At 63.1% G+C, this 19,645-nt stretch carries 23 protein-coding genes; 16 read left to right on the top strand and 7 right to left on the bottom strand.

What is annotated here, in order from left to right:
* Positions 1-497 precede the first annotated feature (497 nt).
* The 3 genes from FFS37_RS20705 (at position 498) to FFS37_RS20695 (ending at position 4,161) form a co-directional block, all read left to right on the top strand.
* Positions 498-806 (top strand): hypothetical protein, encoded by a 309-nt coding sequence (locus FFS37_RS20705; RefSeq protein WP_137932830.1) that lies wholly within the window; start codon positions 498-500, stop codon positions 804-806.
* Between the two features lie 126 nt (positions 807-932).
* Complete coding sequence (locus FFS37_RS20700) at positions 933-1,409, top strand: NUDIX hydrolase (RefSeq protein ID WP_137932829.1); 477 nt, start codon at positions 933-935, stop codon at positions 1,407-1,409.
* 262 nt (positions 1,410-1,671) lie between these two features.
* Positions 1,672-4,161, top strand: a complete 2,490-nt coding sequence (locus FFS37_RS20695) for an EAL domain-containing protein (RefSeq protein ID WP_210240469.1) — start codon at positions 1,672-1,674, stop codon at positions 4,159-4,161.
* Here FFS37_RS20695 and FFS37_RS20690 read toward each other — a convergent pair.
* Positions 4,158-4,709, bottom strand: coding sequence for a GNAT family N-acetyltransferase (locus tag FFS37_RS20690; RefSeq protein WP_137932827.1), 552 nt, complete (start codon positions 4,707-4,709; stop codon positions 4,158-4,160). The genes FFS37_RS20695 and FFS37_RS20690 overlap by 4 nt on opposite strands.
* A gap of 250 nt (positions 4,710-4,959) precedes the next feature.
* On the opposite strand from FFS37_RS20690, the gene FFS37_RS20685 reads away from it, so the two are divergent.
* A complete protein-coding gene (locus FFS37_RS20685; protein WP_137932826.1) occupies positions 4,960-5,415 on the top strand; it encodes a DUF2214 family protein in 456 nt (151 codons plus the stop codon).
* Here the strand turns inward: FFS37_RS20685 and nth are convergent.
* The gene (gene nth, locus FFS37_RS20680; protein ID WP_408631442.1) at positions 5,403-6,185 is read right to left on the bottom strand and encodes an endonuclease III; all 783 of its coding nucleotides are present in this window, start codon (positions 6,183-6,185) and stop codon (positions 5,403-5,405) included. The genes FFS37_RS20685 and nth overlap by 13 nt on opposite strands.
* A 52-nt stretch (positions 6,186-6,237) precedes the next feature.
* Between nth and FFS37_RS20675 the strand changes: the two genes are divergently transcribed.
* Positions 6,238-6,732 carry a DUF2244 domain-containing protein gene (locus FFS37_RS20675; RefSeq protein WP_137932825.1) on the top strand — a complete coding sequence of 165 codons (495 nt, stop codon included), beginning with the start codon at positions 6,238-6,240 and terminating at the stop codon, positions 6,730-6,732.
* A gap of 34 nt (positions 6,733-6,766) precedes the next feature.
* Here FFS37_RS20675 and FFS37_RS20670 read toward each other — a convergent pair whose 3' ends face one another.
* On the bottom strand, positions 6,767-7,582 hold the full coding sequence (locus FFS37_RS20670; protein ID WP_137932824.1) for a class I SAM-dependent methyltransferase: 816 nt from the start codon (positions 7,580-7,582) through the stop codon (positions 6,767-6,769).
* 114 nt (positions 7,583-7,696) lie between these two features.
* Between FFS37_RS20670 and FFS37_RS20665 the strand changes: the two genes are divergently transcribed.
* The 9 genes from FFS37_RS20665 (at position 7,697) to FFS37_RS20625 (ending at position 14,387) form a co-directional block, all read left to right on the top strand.
* Complete coding sequence (locus FFS37_RS20665) at positions 7,697-8,575, top strand: methylated-DNA--[protein]-cysteine S-methyltransferase (RefSeq protein ID WP_137932823.1); 879 nt, start codon at positions 7,697-7,699, stop codon at positions 8,573-8,575.
* Positions 8,576-8,797: 222 nt separating this feature from the next.
* A complete protein-coding gene (locus FFS37_RS20660; RefSeq protein ID WP_137932822.1) occupies positions 8,798-9,268 on the top strand; it encodes a hypothetical protein in 471 nt (156 codons plus the stop codon).
* A gap of 21 nt (positions 9,269-9,289) precedes the next feature.
* Complete coding sequence (locus FFS37_RS20655; RefSeq protein ID WP_137932821.1) at positions 9,290-9,682, top strand: hypothetical protein; 393 nt, start codon at positions 9,290-9,292, stop codon at positions 9,680-9,682.
* A complete protein-coding gene (locus FFS37_RS20650) occupies positions 9,649-10,161 on the top strand; it encodes a hypothetical protein (RefSeq protein WP_137932820.1) in 513 nt (170 codons plus the stop codon). Before FFS37_RS20655 ends, FFS37_RS20650 begins: the two co-directional genes overlap by 34 nt.
* Positions 10,136-10,618, top strand: a complete 483-nt coding sequence (locus tag FFS37_RS20645; RefSeq protein WP_171026352.1) for a hypothetical protein — start codon at positions 10,136-10,138, stop codon at positions 10,616-10,618. The genes FFS37_RS20650 and FFS37_RS20645 overlap by 26 nt, the downstream gene beginning before the upstream one ends.
* A 185-nt stretch (positions 10,619-10,803) precedes the next feature.
* Positions 10,804-11,709, top strand: coding sequence for a ribokinase (locus FFS37_RS20640; protein ID WP_137932818.1), 906 nt, complete (start codon positions 10,804-10,806; stop codon positions 11,707-11,709).
* A gap of 9 nt (positions 11,710-11,718) precedes the next feature.
* Positions 11,719-13,167, top strand: coding sequence for an amidase (locus FFS37_RS20635; RefSeq protein ID WP_137932817.1), 1,449 nt, complete (start codon positions 11,719-11,721; stop codon positions 13,165-13,167).
* A gap of 105 nt (positions 13,168-13,272) precedes the next feature.
* Complete coding sequence (locus tag FFS37_RS20630; protein WP_137932816.1) at positions 13,273-13,887, top strand: LysE family translocator; 615 nt, start codon at positions 13,273-13,275, stop codon at positions 13,885-13,887.
* Positions 13,888-14,126: 239 nt separating this feature from the next.
* Positions 14,127-14,387, top strand: coding sequence for a hypothetical protein (locus FFS37_RS20625; RefSeq protein ID WP_171026351.1), 261 nt, complete (start codon positions 14,127-14,129; stop codon positions 14,385-14,387).
* Between the two features lie 10 nt (positions 14,388-14,397).
* Here FFS37_RS20625 and FFS37_RS20620 read toward each other — a convergent pair whose 3' ends face one another.
* Complete coding sequence (locus FFS37_RS20620; protein ID WP_137932814.1) at positions 14,398-15,339, bottom strand: nucleoside hydrolase; 942 nt, start codon at positions 15,337-15,339, stop codon at positions 14,398-14,400.
* A 300-nt stretch (positions 15,340-15,639) separates the two neighbouring features.
* Between FFS37_RS20620 and FFS37_RS20615 the strand changes: the two genes are divergently transcribed.
* Positions 15,640-16,065: an Hsp20 family protein gene (locus FFS37_RS20615; RefSeq protein ID WP_137932813.1), complete on the top strand. Its 426-nt coding sequence runs from the start codon at positions 15,640-15,642 to the stop codon at positions 16,063-16,065.
* 76 nt (positions 16,066-16,141) lie between these two features.
* A complete protein-coding gene (locus tag FFS37_RS20610; protein ID WP_137932812.1) occupies positions 16,142-16,399 on the top strand; it encodes a BQ00720 family protein in 258 nt (85 codons plus the stop codon).
* Between the two features lie 69 nt (positions 16,400-16,468).
* On the opposite strand, the gene ptsN is transcribed toward FFS37_RS20610, so the two are convergent.
* From ptsN to rpoN, 3 genes are all read right to left on the bottom strand, one after another.
* The gene (ptsN, locus tag FFS37_RS20605) at positions 16,469-16,933 is read right to left on the bottom strand and encodes a PTS IIA-like nitrogen regulatory protein PtsN (protein WP_137932811.1); all 465 of its coding nucleotides are present in this window, start codon (positions 16,931-16,933) and stop codon (positions 16,469-16,471) included.
* 59 nt (positions 16,934-16,992) lie between these two features.
* Positions 16,993-17,577, bottom strand: a complete 585-nt coding sequence (gene hpf, locus FFS37_RS20600) for a ribosome hibernation-promoting factor, HPF/YfiA family (protein WP_137932810.1) — start codon at positions 17,575-17,577, stop codon at positions 16,993-16,995.
* A 266-nt stretch (positions 17,578-17,843) separates the two neighbouring features.
* On the bottom strand, positions 17,844-19,370 hold the full coding sequence (gene rpoN / locus FFS37_RS20595; protein ID WP_137932809.1) for an RNA polymerase factor sigma-54: 1,527 nt from the start codon (positions 19,368-19,370) through the stop codon (positions 17,844-17,846).
* Positions 19,371-19,645: the final 275 nt, after the last annotated feature.

Genomic DNA, 19,645 nt, shown 5'->3' with positions numbered 1-19,645 from the left:
CGACTTCCCGTCATAGTCGACATGGTGGCACGGCGATCTGCCGCCTGACTGTCGAATTCGCCGCTGAGACGATGGCACCCCAAAGAGCGCCTTGAAAACCAAGCCATGCACTTACCCCCCGTTTCGCAGTCGCCCTCAATCCCTCCTTGAGTCCGGCGCCGCGGCCATGGTCAGTCCATTCAATAGAAATGCCGGCACGTTGCAGTAAGGTTCAATGCATCAAAGCCAGCACATCCGCATTCCCACTTATGCAGCTCTGGCTCAATTAGAATACATTAACTTGTGCCAGATGGAATCGAAAACTTACGTAAGGGACACTGACCAAAGCCGGGGCCACTGCATAGTCGTCATATGACGACTGTCTAATGGTTCGAGCCGAATAAGGTTGGGAGCGATGGGTTGATCTGTTTCAAGCGGCCCGGATCACGTTTGATGGCATTGCCGCGCAAACGTCCTATATCAAGGATGGTAGGTGTCCTGTTTCCGGGAATGAGCTGATGGCCGCATTTCGCGCAACTATGGTTTGCATGTCGGCTGTACTGGCCACCGCGGTCGCGGCGGGCTTGGGCCTGCCGGCTTCGGCGCAGGTGCTCAATCCCGGCGCCAACGGCAATGGCCTGATCCTGCAGAACGACCTGCAGGCGTTGCAGAACCGGGTTCAGCGGCAGCAGTTTCAGCAGCAGCAACAACAATATAGAGCCCAGGACAGGGTGATCGTCCAGCAGCCGCCGCCCGTCGTGCCGCAGGTCAGGCCGAGCTGCCAGACACAGATAATCGGCAGCACCGCCGTGAGCACCTGCCGCTGACGGCCAGGCACGCTTTTATTTAGCCGACTTACATGCTAGGGGCATTCAGATGCCCCAGCGGCAATTTGGATTTTGCAAAGGCGCCGCATCACGCTATGGGGCACTGCATCGACCGGATTTTTACGAATGGTAGCCACCAACAAAAAGGCCGTGCGCAAGGCCAAGAAAGGGGAAAGGATCCGCCAGGTCGCGGCTATCCCCTTTCGGCTGAACGAACGGGGGAATGTCGAGGTGATGCTGGTCACGTCGCGAACCACGCGGCGTTTCATCGTCCCCAAGGGATGGCCCATGAAGGGCAAGAGCGGACGCAAGGCGGCAGCCATCGAGGCGCAGGAGGAAGCCGGAGTTCTTGGCAGGACGCTGAAGCAGCCGGCCGGCACCTATTCCTACTGGAAACGGCTGGCCAACCGCTTTGTGCGGGTCGACGTCATCGTCTACCTGCTTGAAGTGACGGAGGAACTCGCCCACTGGCAGGAGGCCAGACGTCGGCAAAGAGCGTGGCTGACGCCATCCGAAGCGGCGACCCTCATCGACGAGCCCGATCTCTCGACGCTGGTTAAGACCCTGCAGCTTCCCGATCCGGATCCGCCCGGCCAGGGATAGGCCCTTCACGCGCCGATCTGGAGATGGCCATCCGTGAATACATCGGATTTGAAAGCAACTCTTGACGTTGCGTAATATTCGGGCGCGGCACTTCAAGAATCGGCCAACCAACGAACCCGAACTATTTATCTGCTGTTAAGCCCCACATGATAACCGGATCGTGTCGCCCATAGAGCGACATGAGGGAAGAACATCGTCTCAACCGACGGGTGAAACAGTCGGACAGACACGCGGACAGGATCATGGCACGTCCATGAAGTCGATGAAGCTGTCATCGATGGACGCCAGCCCCCGTCTTCTCGGGCTCGTCTGGCCATTCATCGCCGTTGTCCTGACCCAGGCCCTCGTCGCCAGTCTCAGTCTCTATACGCTTTCGGCGGTTCGCGCCTATGTCGGTGGCGAAAGCCAGTGGTCGAAGGGACAGAAGCACGCCATCTACTTCCTCAACCTCTACGCCGACACCGGCAGGCAGGAATTCTTCGACGAATATCGCGAAGCGATCGCCGTTCCGCTGGCAGACCGTACAGCCCGGTTGGCTCTCGAACAGCGCATACCCGACACGAACGCGGCCCGCGCTGGCTTCCTGCAAGCGAGGAACCACCCGGACGATGTCGCCGGGCTGATCTGGCTTTTCCAGAATTTCCGCGACTTCAGCTACCTCGACGCCGCCGTAAGGCACTGGACGGCGGCCGACACCATGATCCTGGCCATTCAACGGCTTGGCGACACGATGCATGAAGAATGGGGCAAAGGGCCGGCGTCGGCAGGCCGGATCAATGACTGGAAAACGCAGATCCGTGAGCTCGATAGCCAGATAACACCCTTGTCCAAGGCCTTCTCCGACAGTCTCGGCGAGGGATCGCGCTTCATCCGGACGCTGCTCACCTTTGCCAATCTCGTCACCGCTGCCTTGCTGATCCTGCTTGCGGTGTGGCGCACGCGAAAGCTGCTTGCCCAGCGACGGGCCTTCCAGTCGGCGCTCAATGCTGAGCGGGAGCGCGCCCAGATCACCCTGGCCTCGATCGGCCAGGCCGTCATGACCATCGGCCCGGATGGTCGCCTGGACTATATGAACGCGGTCGCCGAGACGCTCCTGGCTTGCCCGTTCGCGACGGCAAGGGGCAAGCCGGCCGCATCGCTGTTTCGCCTCGTCGACAAAGACACCAGCGTCGAAGAGCCCCGGCTGCTCGAACGCTTGCTGGCGGGCGAGCCCCGCCGTTCCAGCCCTCGCCCGCAATTGCTGCAGCGGCCGGACGGGTCCGTGGTTCCGGTCGCGCTGACCGGCGCGCCGCTGCTGATTGCCAGCGAAATCGTCGGCGCCGTGCTCGCCTTCCATGACATGACGCGGGAAGAGGATTACATCGAGCGGCTCTCATGGCAGGCTTCGCATGACGCCTTGACCGGGCTCGCCAACCGGCGCGATTTCGAAAGCCGGCTGGAGAGGACAATCGTCGAATTGCAGGGACGCCCCCGGCAGCATGCCCTGATGTATCTCGATCTCGACCAGTTCAAGCTGGTCAACGATACATGCGGCCATGCCGCGGGCGATCAGCTGCTGCGCCATATTTCCGCGCTGCTGACCAACGAATTGCGTTCCGGCGATGTGCTGGCTCGGCTCGGCGGCGACGAATTCGGCGTTCTGCTGATCGATTGCGAACCCGGCAATGCGGCCGACATCGCCGAGCGGCTGCGCGCGGCCGTGCAGGACCTGCATTTCGCCTGGGACGGCCGGCCCTTCAACACCAGCGTCAGCATCGGCATGGTCCAGATCGCCAATGCGCAGGTGACCATAGAGGAGACGCTGCGGGCCGCCGACGTCGCCTGCTACATGGCCAAGGAGAAAGGCCGCAACCGTGTCCAGATCCACAGCGAGGGCGACACGGCCCTGCGTGAACGGTTCGGCGAGATGGCCTGGGTGCAGCGCCTGCACGCCGCGCTGGAAGAGGACCGCTTCAGGCTCCACGCCCAGGAAATCCATCCGCTCGGCGAAGGCGCCGCCGAGACGGGCGCGCATATCGAAATCCTGCTGCGGCTGACCGACGAGGATGGCAGCTTCGTCACGCCGCAGAGCTTCATTCCCGCGGCCGAGCGCTACGGCCTGATGCCGTCGATCGACCGCTGGGTGGTGCGCAACACCTTTCGCGTCCTGGCCGCGCGGCAAGCCGATCCCGCCATGCCGCCGATCGCCACATGCGCCATCAATCTTTCCGGAGCGACGTTCGGCGACGAGACCTTCCTCGATTTCCTGCGCGAACAGTTCCTCTTCCACCGCATTTCGCCTGCCGTGATCTGCCTGGAGATCACCGAAACCAGCGCCATAGCCAATCTCACCAGCGCCATGCGCTTCATCGCCGATCTGCGCGGCCTCGGCTGCCGTTTCGCGCTCGACGATTTCGGCTCGGGCATGTCGTCCTTCGCCTATCTGAAACATCTGCCGGTCGACTACCTCAAGATCGACGGCGGCTTCGTCAAGGACATGCTGGACGACCGTATCGATCGCGCCATGGTCGAGATGATCCATCACATCGGCAAGGTCATGGGCAAGCGCACCATTGCCGAGTTCGTCGAAAGCGAAGCCATCGCCACCGCGCTGAAGGCGATCGGCGTCGATTATGCCCAGGGCTACGGGATCGCCCGGCCGAAACCCTTCGATGCCTCGACCGTGCTGCGCGGTCACGGCATTCAACAAGGCAGAAGCGCCGCCGATCCATGGAGCGACCTGGCGCAGGCACTGCGCCGCAAAGCCGGCTAGGCGCCTCTTCGCGAGGATCGCTCCAGCAGCACCGTTGGAGCATCGTGATAGGTGGTGCGCAACACTTCGCGGTAGCCGACCTTGCCCGCGACATTCAGCGACGCGATGTTCTGCGGGTCGATGATGCAGACGGTTTTCGCAGGCCCGAATATTTCCTCGCCCCAGGCCAGCACGCGGCTGACGACCTCCGTGGCGAGCCCTGCCCCGTGCACATCAGGCGCCAGCGCCCATCCAGCTTCCGGAATGCCCTCGATCGGCGGTTCCATGTCGCGTTTCAGGTCATGGAAACCGGCCTCGCCGACGAAACGGCCCGTTGCCTTCTCCTCGATCGCCCAGAAGCCATAGCCGAGCAGCGACCACAGGCCGGCGTGACGCAGGAACCGCATCCAGCTCTCCTCGCGCGTGCGGGGCTTGCCGCCGATGAAACGAGTGACCGCTGGATCCGCCCACATCGTGGTGTAGGCATCGAAATCATCGAGCCGGTGCGCCCGCAGGATGGTTCGCGGCGTCTCGATGACGGGGGCGGTTGTCGCTTGTACGGTTTTCATGGAATGGCCTCGCTCATATCGTGCGCGCTTAGCAAATCGCTGTTGGTCTGCAAGGGCCAAACCGGCGCGCGCCACTATCCAGGACGAACGCGTCGACGCGGGGACCGGACGTCAAATTGCCGACGGCCGGTGCAAGCTCGGCTATGGGAATTCGGACCGACGGTGTTATTTTCCGCGCAAGCTGATTCAGCATCCTGGCAACGCGATTTTCCTCAAGTTCCAGTTGGTGCTCAAACCCAAGGGGAAAAGCATGGACACGACCGATCTTGTGCTTGCCATCGTCCACCATCTCCTGGTGTTTTCGCTGGCGGGGATCATCGGCGCCGAGTTCGTGCTGATCCGCGGCGACCTGCCCGCCGCCACGCTCAGGCGCCTTGCCGGCATCGACCGCCATTACGGCATCTTCGCCGCGCTGATCATCATCGTCGGCATCGGCCGTGTCTTCTGGGGCCTCAAGGGCTGGGAATTCTACATCTACAACTGGGTCTTCTGGGCCAAGATGGCGGCATTCGCGGTCGTCGGCCTGCTGTCGATCATCCCCACTGTCCGCTTCATTTCATGGAACAGGCAGGCGGGCGCCAATCCAGCCTTTGCCGTGCCCGCGGGCGAACTGGCCACGGTCAAATCCTACATCCATGCCGAGGCGGCTGTCTTCCTGCTCATCCCCGTCTTCGCCGCGGCGATGGCGCGCGGCTACGGCTCCTGAACGTCGGCCGGCGCCGTTTCACCCGGCGCGACCGGCACCAGCGGCGCCGGGATGCTGGTGGTCTTCTCCTGCGCCTTGCAGATATCGGCGATGACGCAGGCCGGGCAATCCGGCTTGCGCGCCTTGCAGACATAGCGGCCATGCAGGATCAGCCAGTGATGCGCATGGCGCATATATTCGTCCGGAATGATTTTCAGAAGCCCCTGCTCGACCTGTTCGGGCGTCTTGCCTGGCGCCAGGCCAAGCCTGTTGCCGATGCGGAAAATGTGCGTGTCGACTGCCATCGTATGCTGGCCGAAGGCCATGTTGAGCACGACATTGGCCGTCTTGCGTCCCACGCCGGGCAGCTTGACCAGCTCGTCGCGGTCACCGGGCACCTCGCCGCCATGGTCGCGGATCAGCGCTTGCGACAGCGCCATGACATTCTTGGCCTTGTTGCGCCACAGACCGATCGTCCTGATGTGATCGCCGACCTTGGCTTCGCCCAGGGCAAGCATCTTTTGCGGCGTATCGGCAACCTTGAACAGGGCCCGCGTCGCCTTGTTGACGCCGGCGTCCGTCGCCTGCGCCGACAGCACCACCGCCACCAGCAGCGTGAAGGCGTTTACGTGTTCGAGTTCGCCCTTCGGTTCCGGCCGCTGCACCGAAAAGCGCCGGAATATCTCGTGCACTTCGGCCGGGCTGTAACGGGACGTCCGCCGCACCGGCCTTGGACGCGGCTTGGCGTTCGATCCGTCACGTCGTCCGGCCGGCAGCTTTTTTTCGGGCATGGAAGAATCTTTGGACTTGGGGGACGCGATTTCCCTCCTATAATATCCTGTCATGAGCGACACAAACGCCTCGTTCCAGGCTGACGAGCCATTCTTTCACGCGCTGCTGACCCCGCACCGCTCGCTGGGCAGGACGGGCTTCCTGGTTCTGATGGGCGCGTTGATGTTCGGCTGGCTGGTGACGGGGGCTTTCTTCCTGTCACGCGGAGCCTGGCCGGTGTTCGGCTTCTTCGGCCTCGACGTGATCGCGGTCTACATCGCCTTCCGCGCCAATTACCGGGCCGCCCGCGCCCGCGAGGAGGTCTCGGTCTCGCGCACCAGCCTCGACATCCGTAAGACCGCTCCCTCGGGCAAGTCGGAAGCCCACCGCTTCAATCCATTCTGGACCCGGTTCTCGGTCGCCCGGCATGCCGAGATCGGCATCACAGGGATGACGGTGGAAGCGCGCGGCCAGAACGTCTCGATCGGCGGCTTTCTCGACCCCGATTCGCGCGAGAGCTTTGCCGCCGCCTTCTCGCGGGCGCTGGCGACCGCCAAGACACGCTGAACCGGGCAATCCCGGGAACATCGGCAGACCGGCTTCAGAAACGGTATCGCAAAAGCCGCCCAACCTTGCGCAGCGCCGGAATGTGCTTCCACAGACGAACGAACAGCTTGGCGGACCAGCCCATGCGGGCGGCATGTTCTGGCTTGTAGGCGGAAATATCCTCGACGAACCGCAGCTTGGGGACCGCCAGTTCCAGTTCGTGCGGATCGTCGATCGCCCAGTGAACCTGTGCGCCCGTCGCCTTGATGGTCGCATTGAGCCGGAGCAGCTTGAGGCCGAAATCGCTGTAGGCATCGAATATCAACTCGCCGCTGGCCAGGTGCGAAACAAGCCGCGCCAACAGGCGGAGCCCCTCGTCCGCGGGCAGATAGGGCGTCAGTCCCTCCGCCACCACGATGGCAGGCCGGTTGCGTGGCACCTCGGCCAGCCAATCCGGTTCGATCACGGACGAGGCGATCAGGTGACAATGGTCCCGGGACGGGTAGAGCCTGCGCCTGAGATCGATGACTTCGGGATAGTCGACTTCGAACCAGTCCACGCCTGATGGCGGATCGACACGAAAGATGCGCGTATCGAGCCCGCAGCCCAGATGCAGCACGATGGCGCCGGGGTTTCTGGCGAGAAAGTCCTGAACACGCATATCCAACGTCCTGGCCCGGATCGCCAGGCCGACGCCCAGATTCTGGTCCACCTTGAGCCTGGAGAAATCATAGTCGATCTTGCCCACCGCCTCGTCGGCGAAATGATCCCCCAGCAATGAATGGGGCAGCCTGCTCTCCAGCGCCTTGCCGTAGAGCGTCATGAGCAAGGTTTCCTTCGCCCCGGTCAGATGTACCTTTTCGCCAGCCATCGGCGTCTCCTGGGCACGAAATGCGAATCTATCTGGGAGTGCGTGGCAGGAAGGCAAGTTTCGGGTGGCGAGCGGCGCCCCAAGGGGCGATATTCCGGACCAAGGAGATATTCCATGAGCACACATACAGCGGTCCTCAAGAAAGACATCACGCCTGAAGGCAGCGACTACGAGATCGTGCGCCGCGCCATCGAGAAGATCAGCCTGGACTATCGCGATCAGCCCTCGCTCGAAGAGCTGGCCGAGGAGGTTGGCGAAACGCCGACCGGCCTGCAGAAACTCTTCACCCGCTGGGCCGGCTTGTCGCCCAAGGCCTTCCTGCAGGCGGTGACGCTCGATCATGCGCGCAGGCTGCTCGATTCCGGCATGCCGCTGCTCGAAACCTCGTTCGAGCTGGGCATGTCCGGCCCCGGCCGGCTGCACGACCTGTTCGTCACCCATGAGGCGATGTCGCCGGGCGACTACAAGACCCGCGGCGCCGGGCTGACCATGCGCTATGGCTACCATGCCTCGCCTTTCGGCACCGCCTTGATCATCGCCACCGACCGTGGCCTTGCCGGCCTTGCCTTCTGCGACCCCGGTGAGGAGCGCGCCGCCTTCGCCGACATGTCCAGCCGCTGGCCGAACGCCCGCTATGTCGAGGACATGGCCGCGACCGGCCCCTATGCCGCGCGCATCTTCGACCCGACGCTGTGGCGGCCGGATCAGCCGTTGCATGTCGTCATGATCGGCACCGATTTCCAGGTGCGGGTCTGGGAGGCGCTGCTGAGGATCCCGATGGGCAAGGCCCGCACCTATTCCTCGATCGCCGCCAGCATCGGCTCACCAAGCGCCAGCCGCGCCGTGGGCGCGGCCAACGGCGCCAACCCGATCTCCTTCGTGGTTCCCTGCCACCGCGCCATCGGCAAGTCCGGTGACCTGACCGGCTATCACTGGGGTCTGACCCGTAAGCGCGCCATCCTGGGGTGGGAGGCGGGTCAGGTCTCGCCCTGAAATATCGATTTTCCCGTTTCCGCCGAAGCAATATACAAATATTGTTATTCTAAAGTATTGGCGCGAATGTACCCGGCGTTATTTCCTACAACCAAGCACAACCGTTGGTTTTTCAAAGAGTTTTATTTTGGCCAGATATTTAAGTTTACTCTAAATTAACCATGATAAAACGATGATGACTCATATTAATTCGGGCGATCCGATTTAATAGGAGGGGTCAAGATGGAATCGTTTCGCGCCGCCGTCGGCGCAGCCTTGCTGGCCGCGTGCATGAGCCAAACCGCATCGGCCACGACGCAAAATGTCATTTTCAACGGCACGGTCAACCCGACCTGCACACTTGTCATTGCCACCAACGGCACAATGACCGTCAGTCCCGATCTTCAGTCGCTCAGTTCGCACAACAGCGGCGGCTCGCCCGGAACCGTCACATTGACGACGACCGGCGGGGTGTCGCTCAGCGTCGATCCCGTCACCTCGCCAACCGTTCCGTCAGCCGACACCACCTCGACCACCTGGACACCGACCTATTCGGCCACCGGCGCGCATTCGATCGTCGAGACCGGCTCGGCCACAAGCATCACCACGCCGGGCGCCGATCTTGTCTCCGTCCACTTGGCAGGCGCCAAGGGCGGCAGCAATCGTTTCGCCTCCGGCAACTACCAGGCAACGGTAACGCTGCGCTGCGAATAGCGCCTGGGCAAGGAGAACTCCGTGACACATGTTCCAACCCTGGCGGCGGCACTGGCCGTTGCCCTGATCCCGGCCGCTGCCGGGGCCCAGTCGATGTCGCCGATGCGGGGCGAGGTCAACAGCTTCACCGACGCCTTCGCGGTCCGCGTCTTCCCGGCCAATCCCTATGACCAGAAGATCAAGGTCGAAGTCCACGTCTACGACCAGGACTTTCAGCCGGTCGACGCCAGGATTTCTCCCAGCGTCTTCCAGTTGGGTTCCCAGGCTTCCCGTCCCGTCCTCGTGGTCGTGCCCTTTGGCGGCGCCGCCGAGCGTAAAGTGCGTATCTGTACCGAAAGCATCCCCTTTCCCAATCAACAGACGCAGATAAGGGCACAGATATGCGGAAAGTTCTTTGGGCACCGCAAATCCTGACGGTCGCGCTTGCCGCGCTGTCGACGGAGATCTCGCCGGTTCGGGCCGAGGACGTCTACAACCTCAACCAGAATGAGAGCGGCTTCAATCTGCCCGGCGTGACCTTGCCGCAGGGCCAGGACGAAGTCCACGCCGCGGACGGCACGACCTGCCGCTCCGCCGTCTCGGGTTCGGGCGCCTATCTCGATCTCGGCGTCATCAGGGGCAACAACCAGTCGAACAACGATGTCGCCACTTACGGCCGCGTGGTGATACCCATCGGACGCACGCCCAAACGTCTCGACTGCAGCCGGCTCTACGAACTCGAGGTCGAACGCCTGCAACTGGAGCTGAAACTCCTCAAGATGGGCGTCGGCGCCGATGGCCAGCCCGCGAGCGTGGCCGCCGCCGCCCCCACTGCCGCATCGCCCGGATGGGCCAATGAAGGCTGGAGCATCAGGACCGGGAACAGCGATGGCAAGAAAAAGAAGAAGAAGTAGCCGCGTGCTGCTTGCAGCGGCGGTGTTTGCGGGCCTCTGCCTCCCGGCGCGGGCCGCCATCATCGGCACCTGCACCATCATGGTCGGCTCGTCGGGAACGATGATGCCAAATCCGACGATAAACACTTTGAGCTCCAAGCAGGCGGGAGGGTCGAGCGCGAGCGCCACCGTCGTGGCAAGCTCGCTGCTCTGCTCGTTGCTCAACCTGCTCGACTGTTATTCCGTTTCAGCGCCGGCGCCTGCCGCATTCTCATCCGCGCCGAGCGGCGGCGGCACCAATGTGACCTTTGTCTCTGTTTTCCGCCTCGATGGCTCCGGCGCCGACGTTTCGGGAAGCACGCCGCAAAGGATCGCCAACGGCACGCATCCCATGCAGATCGACCTCACCGCCGCCAAGTCGAGCGGCATCTTTCCGGCCGGCAGCTACCAAGGCACCGTCACCGTGCGGTGCGAATGACGCGACAAATCGCGTTTGATCCCGGCATGGTCTGGAAAGTCGGCGCATGAAGCGGTAGCTTCCCGCGCGACCGGGGTAACGCGCATCCATTTCGATGCGCAAGCGAACCTCACCATCTTGAACAAACACCGTGCCTTCCGAAAGTCGATCCTGATTTTGCGGCCGGCGCTGGCAGGAGGCATTCCTTGATTATCGTCATCGGCTCGATCAACCTCGACCTCATCGCCAATGTCGACCGCTTGCCGAGCCCGGGCGAAACCGTGAGCGGTTCCGGTTTCGCCACCGCGCCCGGCGGCAAGGGTGCCAACCAGGCGCTGGCGGCGGCCCGTGCCGGTGCCCAGGTGCGCATGGTGGGTGCCGTCGGCAAGGACAGCTTCGCCGCCGAAGCGCTGGCATTGCTGCGAGCGGCCCGCGTCGACCTGTCCGGCGTCGCCGAGACCTTCGCCTCGACAGGCACGGCGCTGATCATGGTCGGCGACGACGGCGAAAACATCATCGCCGTCGTGCCCGGCGCCAATGCTTCGGTGTTGCCCGGCGATCTCGCCAAGGCCTTTCTGAAAAAAGGCGACGTCGTGCTCCTCCAGCACGAAATCCCGCTAGGGACCGTCGATGCGGCGCTGGACCAGGCAAGGGCCGCCGGCGCCGTCACCGTGCTCAACACGGCGCCGTTCAACGGCGCCGCGGCCGCATTCCTGGGCAAGGCCGACTATGCGGTCGCCAACGAGACCGAATTCGACCTCTATGGCGAGGCGCTGGCGCTGAGCGGCCGGGACCGCGCCGCGCGCATGCGCGACTACGCCTCGAAGACTGGTCGCACCATTGTCGTCACGCTTGGCGGCGATGGCGTGATGGCGGCGACGCCGAATGAGTTTCTGACCGTTCCGGCCATGAAGATCACCCCGGTCGACACGGTCGGCGCCGGCGATACGTTTTGCGGCTACTTCGCCGCCGCCCTCTCTTCTGGCCTCACACTCGATAAGGCACTGGAGCGCGCCGGCACGGCCGGTTCTCTGGCATGCCTCAAGCCGGGCGCCCAGCCGGCGATCCCGCTGGCCGCGGAAGTCGACCAGGCCCTCCAGACGTCGCGTTGAGGCAATCGCATGCGCCCTGAGTCCAAACATGCCGTGCCGCCGGCCGGCGACATCTGCCGCCTGTCCGCAGTCGAACTGGCCGCCGCGATCCGGCACGGGAAACTGTCGGTGCGCGAGGTGGTCACGGCCTTTCTCGACCGCATCGAGGCGGTCAACCCACAGGTCAACGCCATCGTCTCCCTGCGCGACCGAGCCGACATTCTGCGCGAGGCGGATGCCGCCGACGCCAGCCGACAGCAGGGGCAGGAAGCCGGCTCGCTGTTCGGCCTGCCGATCGCCATCAAGGATCTCGCTTCGACCACGGGCCTGCGTACTTCCTTCGGTTCCCCGATCTTCGCCGATTTCATCCCGGCGGAAGACGATTTCTTCGTCGAACGTATCCGAAAGGCCGGCGCCATCATCATCGGCAAGACCAACGTCCCTGAATTCGGGCTTGGCTCCAACACCTACAACACCGTGTTCGGGCCGACGCTGAACGCGTTCGATCCCGCGCTCACCGCCGGCGGCTCGAGCGGCGGCGCGGCGGTGGCGCTGGCGCTCGACATGGTGCCGGTCGCCGACGGCAGCGACTTCGGCGGTTCGCTGCGCAACCCGGCGGCGTGGAACAATGTCTACGGCTTTCGTCCCTCGCAGGGGCTCGTGCCCGGCGGACCGGACTTCGAGGTCTTCCACGCGCAGATGGGCGTGGAGGGTCCCATGGGCCGCAATGTCGCCGACATGGCGCTGCTGCTCGACGTTCAGGCCGGCTACCATCCGCAGGCGCCCTTGTCCTACGACAAGCAAGGCTCGTTCCTGGACGGGCTTGCCGCCGCCGCGACCGGCGGCCGCATCGCCTGGCTCGGCGACCTCGGCGGTCATCTGCCGCTTGAAGCCGGCATCCTCGATCTGTGCGAGACGGCACTTGGCCGGTTCGCGGACGCATCCTTCCAGACTGAGCCCCTGCTGCCGGATTTCGATTTCGAAGCGCTGTGGCAGGCCTTCGTGATGCTGCGCCAGGCCAGCAGCGGTTGCGCGCTGAAGGTCCACTATGACGATCCGTCAAAGCGCGGCCTCTTGAAGCCTGAGGCCGTCTGGGAAGTCGAAAACGCCATGCGGCTGACGGCGCCGCAGATCCGCGCGGCCTCGGTCGTGCGCACGTCCTGGCATCGCACCTTGCTGGATATCTTCGACCGCTTCGACCTGGTCGCATTGCCGACCGCGCAGGTCTTCCCTTTCGACCTCGCCACACACTGGCCCCGCGAAGTCGCCGGCCAGGCGATGGACAGCTATCACCGCTGGATGCAGGTTTCCGCCTATGCCACGCTGGGCGGCTGCCCAGCGGTCAACGTGCCGGTCGGCTTCGACGGCAGGGGACGCCCGATGGGCATGCAACTGATCGGCCGGCCGCGCGGCGACCTCGCCGTGCTCAGGGCCGCGGCAGCCTATGAGAGGACGCTGCCCTGGCCCGCGGGCGCCTGATCCGCGTGCGGCGACACGGCATTTCGCGGCCGGCTTGCGTCGCTCCTGCCGCCATGCATTGATTTACCTCAAGCAGCCTCGTAAAGGCGCAGCCGGAGAAAAATCATGTCGCTGGAACTTTACGCCGCCTATGTTCTCGCCTGCATCGTCATCATCCTCGTTCCCGGGCCCACGGTCACGCTGATAATCGCCAACAGCATCCGGCATGGCGCCCGCGCCGGACTTGCCAATGTCGCCGGCACGCAGGCCGGGCTCGCTATCATGATCGCTATCGTCGGTATCGGCCTCAACACGCTGATATCGGGCATGGGCCACTGGTTCGAATGGGTGCGGTTGATCGGCGCCGCCTACCTGATCTGGATGGGCGTGCAGATGTTCCGCTCCAAGGGCACGCTGAACCCTGACGGAACAGCCCGGAAGCCGCGCGGCGGCTTCTTCCTGCAAGGCTTTCTGGTGGCGCTGAGCAATCCCAAGACGCTGATCTTCTTCGGCGCATTCTTCCCCCAGTTCATAGCGCCGCAAGGCAATTATTCGCTGCAGATTATCGTCATGGGCCTGACCGCGATGATCTTCGCCGCCATGTCGGATTCGACCTACGCGCTGGCCGCCGGCCGCGCCGGCCGCATGCTCTCGGCCAGCCGCGTCAAGCTCCTGTCCCGGATCAGCGGCAGCTTCATGGTCGGCGGCGGCCTGTGGCTGGCGTTATCGAGGTCGAAGTAGCGGGCAGCAGTCGAGCCGGCAACAGACGAAGTACCACCCGCCAGGAATAGGATGAACCATCGGGGTTAATTTTGATGGACCTCTTGAAGGACGTTTCATAGCCGCCTTACCTATCGGGTATGGGCACATCCTGGTTTTCTTCTAGAAATCGCCTGCTTTTGCTTCGGGAAGAGTTCGGTGGAGCAGCTATCGCTGTAACTATGTTTTGCGCTCTCGCCCTTGGGCTTCTGGTTCCTGTCATGATGAGGCAAGCTGACCCAATTGTTGGCACACAATTGGTTGGAGGCAACGTCGAATACGTTACGACGATGCCTCTCAATCCGAAAACTGCTGTCGGTCAGGGATTTCGCTATAGATATGAAATTCGTCTCGAGGACACCGCTGAACTGGTGTTTGTCGATGGCGAAGTAGAGACACCGCACATGATTGGCTCGCAAGTCCGGGTGGAGCGGCAGCACCACAAGCACGGCGCGGACACCTATCGATTGCCAAACGGGTGAAGGGGCGGCCCTAAAGCCGCCCCAGCCTCTCCACCAGCAGCGCGAAGAACCCGTCATGGTCGATGTCGCGCATCACCATGGCGTTCTTTTCCCGCTTGGTCACGCCCCACCAGTCGACCACGGTCATGCCCATGGTGAGTTCCGAGGCGGTCTCGACGGTGACGTTGCAGTGGCGTCCCTTGAACAGCTCCGGCTTCAGCAGGTAGGCGATGACACAGGGGTCGTGCAGCGGCCCGCCATCAGTGCCGTACTTGCCCTCGTCGTAGCGTTCGAAGAATTCCAGCATGTCGGCGGTGGCGATGCCGACCTTGGTGCCGAGCTTGCGGAAGGCCTGGGTGCGTTGGGTGGTGGTCAGCGCTTTGTGGGTGACGTCGAGCGGCATCATAACGATCGGAATGCCCGACCGGAACACGACATCGGCGGCATGCGGATCGACGTAGATGTTGAACTCCGCCGCCGGCGTGACATTGCCGCCTTCGAAATAACCGCCGCCCATCAGCACGATTTCCTTGATGCGCGGCGCGATCCTCGGTTCGCGGATCAGCGCCAGCGCGATGTTGGTCAGCGGCCCGAGCGGGCAAAGCGTGATGGTGCCGCTCTCTTCCCGCATCAGCGTCTCGACGATGAAATCGACGGCATACTGGTCCTGCAGCTTCATCACCGGTTCGGGAAGCTGGGGTCCGTTGAGGCCGGTCTGGCCGTGCACCTCCTCGGCGGTGACGAGCTGGCGCACCAGCGGACGGATGGCGCCGGCATAGACCTTGATGTCGGGCCGCCCGGCCAGTTCGCAGATCTTGCGAGCATTCTTTTCGGTGAGCTTCAGCGGCACGTTGCCGGCGACGGCCGATATGCCGACGATGTCCAGTTCGGGGCTGCCGAGCGCCAAAAGAATGGCGACGGCGTCGTCCTGGCCTGGATCGGTGTCGATGATGATCTTACGTGGCTGGGGCATTTCATTTCCTTGTTTGACTGGCCGTGAACTCACCGGGCCGGGCGTGCGCCGAGGAACGCCGCACCGGCTGCAAACCGCCGAAGCGCTCGATCGGGAACGGCCCCGACCCGCGCTTCTCCTTGCATCCGCGCGTCGTTTCAAGCGCCATATCGATTATTCCTGTGAGTCCACGACCGGGACTTTTTGGGCGGGTCCGTTGATGGCTTGAACTTGGCCGCGGAGCGGACCATATCAAGGGCATCGGGAAAAATGCCAGCAGGGTTTTTCCAGTTTATGTCGCTCTTGAGAGGACAGTGTAACATGAGCCGAATGACGCCTTTCTCCAGCCCGCTTCTCCTGGGTTTCGACGCCATGGAAAAGACCCTGGAGCGTCTGGCGAAATCCGGCGACAGCTACCCTCCCTACAACATCGAGCGCCTCAGCGGCGCCGACGGCAAGGCCGAAAGGCTGCGCATAACGCTTGCCGTGGCGGGCTTCGCCGAAAGCGATCTCGATGTGACAACGGAGGAGAACCAGCTGGTCGTGCGCGGCCGTCAGACCGACGACACCGAGCGCGAATTCCTCCACCGCGGCATTGCCGCGCGCCAGTTCCAGCGCTGCTTCGTGCTGGCCGACGGCATGCGGGTGATCGCGGCGGAATTGAAGAACGGCCTTTTGTCGATCGACCTCGATCGGCCGGAAGCTGAACGGCTGGTACGGAAAATAAACATATCGGTGAAAGACTGATCTTTGCCGATGGCTCTCATGCGGGATGGCCTGTTGCCCCAGGACGGGGCGGCGTCTCGCGCCAAGGAGGCTTGAAATGACCAGAACTGACGAAACCATCACCATGACAAGCGGTGAATTCGCCCATCTCGGCGAAGGCTCTGTCGCCTATCTGCGCAAGGTCTCGAGCGACGAACTGCTCGGCCGCTTCCCCAACATCGGCGAGATCGCGCCCGGCATGGAACTTTGGGCCCTGTTTGCCGCCAATGGCCAGCCGATCCTGCTCTCCGATGCGCGCGACCGCGCACTGGCCGGCGCCATGGAAAACGACCTGACCACCGTCGCCATTCACTGAAGGTCGTTGGTGGGCTGAAACAAAAAGGGCCGCTCATGGCGGCCCTTGGCGGTTCCCTCAAAAAAGGCTTCAGGCCGCGTGCGAGGCCGGCGTATCCGACAAGAGCGCGTGGATCGCCGAAGCGTCGCGCGTTCCCCTGATCTTTGCCACCGTGTCGGCGTCACGCAGCACCCGGGCGATGCGCGAGAGCGCCTTCAGGTGATCAGCGCCCGCCCCTTCCGGCGCCAGCAGCAGAAACACCAGATCGACAGGCTGGTCGTCGAGCGATTCGAAATCGACCGGCGTTTCCAACCGCGCGAAAACACCGGCGATACGCTTCACACCGGCAAGCTTGCCATGCGGAATGGCGATGCCGTTGCCGACGCCCGTCGAACCCAGCCGCTCGCGCTGCAGGATGGTATCGAAAACCTCCCGCTCAGGAATGCCCGAAATCGCGGCCGCCCGCTCGGAGAGCAATTGCAGAAGCTGCTTCTTGGAGTTCGCCTTCAACGCCGGCAAGATCGCCGGAACGCTGATAAGATCGCTCAGATCCATGCTTGAAAATCCTTGTTCGCCTGCCGTCGCCAGTCCCCACCCCTCGTGCGGCTGGCTTTTTATCCCTGCGCGACTTTGGTCGTGGACGGGTCGATCCAGCCGATATTACCGTCGGGCCGGCGATAGACGATATTGAGATGGTCGGTTCCGGCGTTTCGAAAAACGAACACCGGACTGTCCTTGGTATCGAGCTCGATGACCGCTGAAGCCACGGACATGGTCTTCAGCGTCATGGTCGATTCGGCGACGATGGCCGGCGCGAAATCCTCCGGGATTTCCTCGTCGTCATCGGCCAGCGGCGCCATGACCGTGTAGGCGATGTCGGTCAACTCGCCATTGCCATTGCCCGAATTGTGAGATTTGAGACGGCGCTTGTAGCGCCTGAGCCGGGTCTCCAGCCGGTCGGCCGCCGCCTCGAAGGCAAGCGTCGGATCCTGGGCATCGCCCGTGGCTTGCAGCGAGGCGCCGGAATCCAGCCGGATCATGCAATCGGCCTGATAGCGCGACCCCGATTTGATGACGGTGACGTGCCCCGCGAAGCCTCTGTCGAAATACTTGCCGATCGCTTCGCCGACACGATCGTTGATGCGTGTGCGGAACGCATCGCCGATATCCATGTGTTTTCCCGATATGCGCAGATTCATCTGAAAACTGACCTTCCTTGCTCAGGCTTCAAACTCGCCCGAGTTTATACTCGTGATCCGTGCGCACAAGCTTTGCGGCGTCACTCGCGCCGATTTAAATCCGAACTTTCCGGTTGATCACAAGCCGCCTTTTTGACCGTCCCGAGGTCATTGTCGTGACGGACCATCCGCTAGCGGGCATCAGGCCCGTCTCATGCGGGCGGGCTTCTAGCCACTTCACCGCAGCTTGTCAATAAAGCTCGAAAGCTGTGGAAAAACGGCTGACCTCAGCGCCCGGCGCTGGCCAGCGCCCGTTTTTCGCGCCGCCGCTGCACCGACGAGGGAATATTCATGCCTTCCCGGTACTTGGCGACCGTGCGCCTGGCAATGTCGACCCCGCTCTCCTTGAGCATGTCGACGATCGCATCGTCGGACAGCACGTCAACTGGCTTCTCCTCGTCGATCAACTGCTTGATGCGGTCGCGCACCGCTTCCGAGGAATGCGCGTCGCCGCCGCCCGATGCTGCGATCGAGGCCGTGAAGAAATAGCGCAGTTCGAACACGCCGCGCGGCGTCAGCATGTATTTGTTGGCGGTAACGCGGCTGACGGTCGATTCGTGCATGCCGATGGCATCCGCCACGGTGCGAAGGTTGAGCGGCTTCAGCTGCCGGACGCCATGGACCAGGAAGGCGTCCTGCTGGCGCACGATCTCCGAGGCCACTTTCAGGATCGTCTTTGCCCGCTGGTCGAGACTGCGTGTCAGCCAGTTGGCGTTCTGCAGGCATTCGGCCAGGAAGTCCTTTTCCGCCTGGTTCTTCGCATGCGGCGAGACCTGCGCGAAATAGATATGGTCGACCAGCACGCGCGGCAGCGTTTCGGCATTGAGTTCGACAGCCCAGCTGCCGTCATTGGCGGCGCGGACCTCGACATCGGCGACGATGGCGTCACTGGCGCCGCCAGAAAACGCCATGCCCGGGCGTGGATCGAGCGCCCGGATCTCGGCCAGCATGTCGAGCAGATCCTCCTCGTCGACACCGCAGAGCCGCTTCAGTGCCTGGAAGTCACGCCGCGCCAGCAGCTCCAGATTGGCGACCAGCGCCTTCATCGCGGGATCGAGCCGGTCGCGCACGGCAAGCTGCAGCGAAAGACATTCGGCAAGATCGCGGGCGAACAGCCCGGCAGGCTCGAAAGTCTGGCACACCGCCAGCACCTTGCCCACCGCGGCGACATCGGTGCCCAGGCGCGCGGCGATCTCGGCAACATCAGCCCTGACATAGCCGGTTTCATCAAGACCGTCGGCCAGTTCCCTGGCGATCAGCCGCGCCGCGGGATCGGCGAAGGCAAGCGCGATCTGCTCGCCGACATGGTCGCGCAAGGTAATCGCCGAGGCCGCCATGTCGCCGGCGTCGAGCCCTTCCGACGAGGAACCGCCGCCACCGCCCGAAGCCGACTTCCATTGCGCCGTCAGGTCGGGGCCCAACCGCTCGCTGGTGCCGGGATCGTCTGGAAACAGGTTTTCGAGCGACGTATCGAGCTTTTCCGAGATCGCTTCGGCGCTCCAGCCCGCTTCGTTCTCGAACCAGTCGCCGTCGGCGGCGACAGGCGGCTCCGCCTCGGCCTTCTGCGTCTGGTCGCTCGCGGCGTCATCCTGCGGCTCGGCGCGCTCCAGCAGCGGGTTGCGCTCGATTTCCTCGTCGATGAAGTGCTCCAGCTCGACATGGGTAAACTGCAGCAGCCGAATCGACTGCATCAGCTGCGGCGTCATCACCAGCGACTGCGACTGTCGGAGCTGTAGTTTCGCCGCCAACGCCATGGTTCGGTCTCAAACGCCTCCTGTACGCATCCAGACTTCCGGAAAACAAATTTCACGGCCGGACATAGAGACTGGCCCGGCTTTTGCTTGTCAAGGCAAAGCCTAGCAAAACCCGCTTACCGGAGCGTTAGCCCGCGGCAAAATCGCCGGAAAACGGGCCGCCAAGCGCAAAAAATCACGCCAGGAAACAATTTTTACACTGAGAGCCATTCCAGCAGGACGGAAAGATTCCGCCTTCGCGTCAGAAAATATCGGGCCGAACGGCCGCCATCTCC

The sequence above is a fragment of the Mesorhizobium comanense genome (genome assembly GCF_005503535.1).
Taxonomy (GTDB): Bacteria; Pseudomonadota; Alphaproteobacteria; order Rhizobiales; family Rhizobiaceae; genus Mesorhizobium; species Mesorhizobium comanense.
Note: the sequence above shows the minus strand (reverse complement) of the source record. Positions and strands in the feature narration are given on the sequence as shown.

Excerpts from the sequence above, each read along its gene's own strand:
- FFS37_RS20635 (WP_137932817.1), top strand. The coding sequence starts at position 11,719 with ATGCGCCCTGAGTCCAAACATGCCGTGCCGCCGGCCGGCGACATCTGC.
- FFS37_RS20660 (WP_137932822.1), top strand. The coding sequence starts at position 8,798 with ATGGAATCGTTTCGCGCCGCCGTCGGCGCAGCCTTGCTGGCCGCGTGC.
- FFS37_RS20620 (WP_137932814.1), bottom strand. The coding sequence starts at position 15,339 with ATGCCCCAGCCACGTAAGATCATCATCGACACCGATCCAGGCCAGGAC.
- FFS37_RS20650 (WP_137932820.1), top strand. The coding sequence starts at position 9,649 with ATGCGGAAAGTTCTTTGGGCACCGCAAATCCTGACGGTCGCGCTTGCC.
- FFS37_RS20690 (WP_137932827.1), bottom strand. The coding sequence starts at position 4,709 with ATGAAAACCGTACAAGCGACAACCGCCCCCGTCATCGAGACGCCGCGA.
- FFS37_RS20630 (WP_137932816.1), top strand. The coding sequence starts at position 13,273 with ATGTCGCTGGAACTTTACGCCGCCTATGTTCTCGCCTGCATCGTCATC.
- FFS37_RS20610 (WP_137932812.1), top strand. The coding sequence starts at position 16,142 with ATGACCAGAACTGACGAAACCATCACCATGACAAGCGGTGAATTCGCC.
- FFS37_RS20705 (WP_137932830.1), top strand. The coding sequence starts at position 498 with ATGGCCGCATTTCGCGCAACTATGGTTTGCATGTCGGCTGTACTGGCC.
- FFS37_RS20615 (WP_137932813.1), top strand. The coding sequence starts at position 15,640 with ATGAGCCGAATGACGCCTTTCTCCAGCCCGCTTCTCCTGGGTTTCGAC.
- FFS37_RS20675 (WP_137932825.1), top strand. The coding sequence starts at position 6,238 with ATGAGCGACACAAACGCCTCGTTCCAGGCTGACGAGCCATTCTTTCAC.
- hpf (WP_137932810.1), bottom strand. The coding sequence starts at position 17,577 with ATGAATCTGCGCATATCGGGAAAACACATGGATATCGGCGATGCGTTC.
- FFS37_RS20685 (WP_137932826.1), top strand. The coding sequence starts at position 4,960 with ATGGACACGACCGATCTTGTGCTTGCCATCGTCCACCATCTCCTGGTG.
- FFS37_RS20645 (WP_171026352.1), top strand. The coding sequence starts at position 10,136 with ATGGCAAGAAAAAGAAGAAGAAGTAGCCGCGTGCTGCTTGCAGCGGCG.
- ptsN (WP_137932811.1), bottom strand. The coding sequence starts at position 16,933 with ATGGATCTGAGCGATCTTATCAGCGTTCCGGCGATCTTGCCGGCGTTG.
- nth (WP_408631442.1), bottom strand. The coding sequence starts at position 6,185 with ATGCCCGAAAAAAAGCTGCCGGCCGGACGACGTGACGGATCGAACGCC.
- FFS37_RS20700 (WP_137932829.1), top strand. The coding sequence starts at position 933 with ATGGTAGCCACCAACAAAAAGGCCGTGCGCAAGGCCAAGAAAGGGGAA.
- FFS37_RS20625 (WP_171026351.1), top strand. The coding sequence starts at position 14,127 with ATGATGAGGCAAGCTGACCCAATTGTTGGCACACAATTGGTTGGAGGC.
- FFS37_RS20665 (WP_137932823.1), top strand. The coding sequence starts at position 7,697 with ATGAGCACACATACAGCGGTCCTCAAGAAAGACATCACGCCTGAAGGC.
- FFS37_RS20695 (WP_210240469.1), top strand. The coding sequence starts at position 1,672 with ATGAAGCTGTCATCGATGGACGCCAGCCCCCGTCTTCTCGGGCTCGTC.
- rpoN (WP_137932809.1), bottom strand. The coding sequence starts at position 19,370 with ATGGCGTTGGCGGCGAAACTACAGCTCCGACAGTCGCAGTCGCTGGTG.
- FFS37_RS20670 (WP_137932824.1), bottom strand. The coding sequence starts at position 7,582 with ATGGCTGGCGAAAAGGTACATCTGACCGGGGCGAAGGAAACCTTGCTC.